Below are 3,791 nucleotides of genomic sequence, written 5' to 3'. Positions count from 1 at the left end.
CCAAGCGCCCTCCCCCGCGACGGGGACAGCTCTGAGTATGGCGGCGGTTTCAACGCGGATGATCCAGCGGCGTGTAAAATCGACAAGCGTTTGAAATCGTTCGGTTCGATTTCGTCTACACGGATCATGGAGCGCCGCGAACGCTCGTAAAATCCTCCCCCTAGCGGGGGAGGTGTCGGCGAAGCCGACGGAGGGGGAAGTCCTGCCGACCTTGCCTCTCCCCCCACCGGTCCTTCGGACCACCTCCCCCACAGGGGGAGGATTTGGGTTTCTCACCCGTCCCCCGCGACGTGAGCCAGCCTTACATCTCACGGCGAGACGATCGCAGGGCTGCAGCCTCCAAGAGATGTAAGGTTGGGTCCGACCTCGGGAGGTCGGCTAGCGCCCCTAACTGGTCTTCTAAATTTACTGCTTTCGAGCGGCCGTAGCGCTGGCTATGGTCGATAGATGACCCACGAAGACGTGCATGATCGAGCTTCGTTCGTAGCATATGTGGCCGAACTCCGAGGGCGCTTAGTTGCAAAGCCTGATGAGTGGGAAAACATCGACCTGCCCAGCTTTTTGGAGGCGATGGAGGCCTGGGCCCACGACGGGGATAAGCCCGCGCACCAAAACCCATGGCGACATACGGCGGACGTTCTCACCGCAGCGACAGTCTACGAGTAGCTTTGCGCCATGGCGATCGACGACTACACAGGTGAGCCAGTCATATTTGGGTCTTGGCTATACGGCGGAACCGTCAGGCAGCGCATTGCGATTGTCGCCTGCAATTTCGACCGTGCTCACGCCGATTACCTTGAGGAGATGGAGCATGTCCGTGAACAGCACGGCGGCGAACTGCCTCCTCCAAGTCCGCCCCGACCTTTAGGTTCGGACGGCGTGCTTTATCACGTTGGCTCTTCCCCCGATTTCGAGACGGTAGCGGAGGCAAAGGCTTGGGTGGATGCTCAGCCGTGGGGTCCCGTCATCTGGGATGCCTAGGTCAGCTCCCCACCCGTCTCAGCCGTCGCAAGGTCTACTTCCCGATAGGGCGCGGATATCCAAAGCCCCCTACTCCGCGTAAAGACCCAACGCTTCCAGGCACAGCTCCAGGCCCGTCACGTCCCGCAGCGGGTCGTGCGTGACGATCACGAACAATCGCCGCGCCTCGCCCCACAGCATCACCGTCTCGGGCAGGCCGTGGTCTTCGACCTGGCAGTCGTCGATGTCGCGCCAGACGCGGTTTTCGTCGAGCGAGGCGCCCAGCATCTGGTCGACGCGGCCGACATACTCGGCCTCGAGTTCGCTGGCGACGTTCAGATAGGCGAAGATCGGGCGGCCCAGGCCGGCCAGCACGCCGGCCTCGAACACGGCGGCGGTGTCGGCCGAGGGGCCTCGGAACGGGGTCAGGTTGACGATGCCCGCATCCGCCTGGCGCAATTGCGCCATGCGAGCGGCGTAGAACTGCCGGGCCGCCAGTTCGTCGCCCCCCTCGCCTGGGGGCAGGACGGCGGGGGTGATCGGCTCGAAGCCCGCGTCCAGGCACAGGGCCCGCTCGCGGGCGGCCTGGGCTTCGGAATCGGGGAGCCAGACCTGGGGGCCGGCGAGCCATAGGGAACGGACAGGACGCATGCGCCTTACGTCTGGTCCCAAGGCGCCGCTGTCAATGTTGGAGCTTGATGTTTGTCGGAAGGCCGGATGACGTCGATCGCGCGAAGAACCCTGTTGGCCAGCGGTTTCAGCCTGGCCCTCGCGCCCATCGCGTCCCCCGCCCTAGCCGCCCCGGCCCAGCCCTGGCTGACCTACGAGCGCCGACTGCGCGGCCTGCTGGCCGACCCGCCCGGTGGCGACTTCGACCCGGATTTCGAGCAGACCCTGGCGGACCTCAACACCCTGATCCGCCGCCGGGAGGGCGCGCCGCCGCTAGCCTGGGACGCGGGGCTGGCCGCCGCCGCTCGCGCCCACGCCGCCGACATGGCCGTCACCGAACACTTCGACCACCTGACGCGCGAGGGCTACTCGCCCGCCGGTCGCGTCGGCCTGCTGGCGCGCGACCTGGTCGGCGCGCCGGCCGAGAACATCGCCATGCGCCGCAACGCCGACGCCGCGGTGCGGCCCGACCAGATCATGAACCAGTGGCGCGACAGTCCCGGCCATCGCGCCAACCTCGTCGCCCCCGGCTTCACCCATGTCGGCTACGGCGCCCTGCGCCAGGGCCCGCGCGTGATCGCCGTCGGCGCCTATGCCGAGGTCGCCGCGCGCCTCGCGGGGCCCGCCCCGCTAAGCGTGCGAAGCCCCGACGAGATCGCCCGCGCCCTCTCGAACGCCGCGCCGCCGATCCGCCAGTTCTCGGTCTCCGAGCCGGGCGGCGAGGTGCTGACCGTCACCTATGTCGAGGGCCGCCCGCCCAGCGCGCTGCCGCCCGGCGCGTGGCAGCTGCGGCCGCACCTGTCCTCGGGCGAGCACCGCTACCAGCTGGCCTGGGGTCCGGTGTTCGTGCTGGCCTAGCGCCTCACGCCACCAGTTCGACCAGCAGCGCGTCCAGCTGCTCGAACTGCCCGGGCAGACCGCTCGCCGAACCGGTGAGGGCCTCGTCACAGCCTTCCTTGCTTGGATAGAGCTCGCTCAGGGTCAGCAAGGTCTGGCCGCCGCGATCCTCGAAGGTGACGGTGGTGATCGAGATCTCGCCGCCCTCCTCGTTGGTCCAGACGATCTTCGAGGGTGGCGTGACCTCGGTGTACTTGCCGTGGAAGGCCATGCTGTTGGCGGCGTCGTGTCCGAACTCAAGGCGGTAGCCGCCGCCGGTGCGGACGTCCATCTCGCAGGCCCGCAACGGCACGCCCAGCGCCTTGGGGACCCACCAGCGCTGGAACAGCTCCGCCCGCGACCAGGCCTCGAACACGATGCGCGCCGGCGCGTCGAAAAGCCGGGTCACGACCAGCTCGCGATCCGACCTGCGCTCGACCACAGTCTCATTCTTTCCGGACATTCCCGCTCTCCCTCTGCTTCAAGTCCTCGACGATCTCGTCCAGCGCGTCGAACCGCAGCGCCCAGCGCTGGCGGTAGCGCTCGATCCACGCGGCCTCATCCGCGAGCGCGCTAGTCACCAGGCGGCAGGTGCGCACCCGGCCGACCTTCTCGCTCGTCACCAGCCCCGCCTCTTCCAGCACCGCGATGTGCTTCTTCATGCCCGTCAGGGTCATGTGGAACTGGTTGGCGAGCTCGGTGATCGACGCCTCGCCACGGCCCAGCGTCTCCAGCACCCCGCGCCGGGTGGCGTCGGACAGGGCGGCGAACGAAGCGTCGAGGCGGGCGGCTGAATACTGAACCATTGGGTTCAGTTTATGCACGGAGAACGCCGTCACGCAAGCCGCAAACGAAAAGCCCCCGGCCTGGGAGGGCCGAGGGCTTCGTGGGATTTAAGCTTGGGTACTGAAACCGGAGGTCCGGAGACCCTTTTGCTTGCCGCGCGATGGCCGCCGAAACCGGCGACCACTTTCGGCTATCGCGCTTTAGTTCTTGGCCTGGTCGACCAGCTTGTTCTTGGCGATCCAGGGCATCATGTCGCGCAGGCGGCCGCCGACTTCCTCGATCTGGTGCTCGGCCGAGCGACGGCGCGTGGCCTTGAACGAGGGCTGGCCCACTTGGTTTTCCAGCATGAAGTCGCGGACGAACTTGCCCGACTGGATGTCTTCCAGCACGCGCTTCATCTCGGCCTTGGTTTCCGGCGTGATGATGCGCGGACCCGTCACGTACTCGCCGTACTCGGCGGTGTTCGAGATCGAGTAGTTCATGTTGGCGATGCCGCCCTC

General features: G+C 67.0%; 5 protein-coding genes and 1 pseudogene. 2 read left to right on the top strand and 4 right to left on the bottom strand.

The window, feature by feature from the left end; genetic code table 11:
• Positions 1 to 675 precede the first annotated feature (675 nt).
• The gene (locus tag DI526_RS23280; RefSeq protein ID WP_304283391.1) at positions 676 to 981 is read left to right on the top strand and encodes a hypothetical protein; all 306 of its coding nucleotides are present in this window, start codon (positions 676 to 678) and stop codon (positions 979 to 981) included.
• A gap of 69 nt (positions 982 to 1,050) precedes the next feature.
• Here DI526_RS23280 and DI526_RS23275 read toward each other — a convergent pair whose 3' ends face one another.
• Complete coding sequence (locus tag DI526_RS23275; RefSeq protein ID WP_304283389.1) at positions 1,051 to 1,611, bottom strand: nucleoside 2-deoxyribosyltransferase; 561 nt, start codon at positions 1,609 to 1,611, stop codon at positions 1,051 to 1,053.
• 66 nt (positions 1,612 to 1,677) lie between these two features.
• Here DI526_RS23275 and DI526_RS23270 point away from each other — a divergent pair, with 66 nt between their 5' ends.
• Complete coding sequence (locus DI526_RS23270) at positions 1,678 to 2,487, top strand: CAP domain-containing protein (RefSeq protein WP_304283387.1); 810 nt, start codon at positions 1,678 to 1,680, stop codon at positions 2,485 to 2,487.
• A 4-nt stretch (positions 2,488 to 2,491) separates the two neighbouring features.
• Here DI526_RS23270 and DI526_RS23265 read toward each other — a convergent pair whose 3' ends face one another.
• From DI526_RS23265 to DI526_RS23255, 3 genes and pseudogenes are all read right to left on the bottom strand, one after another.
• On the bottom strand, positions 2,492 to 2,968 hold the full coding sequence (locus tag DI526_RS23265; RefSeq protein WP_304283384.1) for an SRPBCC family protein: 477 nt from the start codon (positions 2,966 to 2,968) through the stop codon (positions 2,492 to 2,494).
• Positions 2,952 to 3,311: a helix-turn-helix transcriptional regulator gene (locus DI526_RS23260; RefSeq protein WP_304283381.1), complete on the bottom strand. Its 360-nt coding sequence runs from the start codon at positions 3,309 to 3,311 to the stop codon at positions 2,952 to 2,954. Before DI526_RS23260 ends, DI526_RS23265 begins: the two co-directional genes overlap by 17 nt.
• Before the next feature lie 180 nt (positions 3,312 to 3,491).
• Positions 3,492 to 3,791, bottom strand: a pseudogene (locus tag DI526_RS23255) (ketol-acid reductoisomerase); the annotation flags it as partial.

It is taken from the genome of Caulobacter segnis (assembly GCF_003243465.1).
Taxonomy (GTDB): Bacteria; Pseudomonadota; Alphaproteobacteria; order Caulobacterales; family Caulobacteraceae; genus Caulobacter; species Caulobacter segnis_A.
Note: the sequence above shows the minus strand (reverse complement) of the source record. Positions and strands in the feature narration are given on the sequence as shown.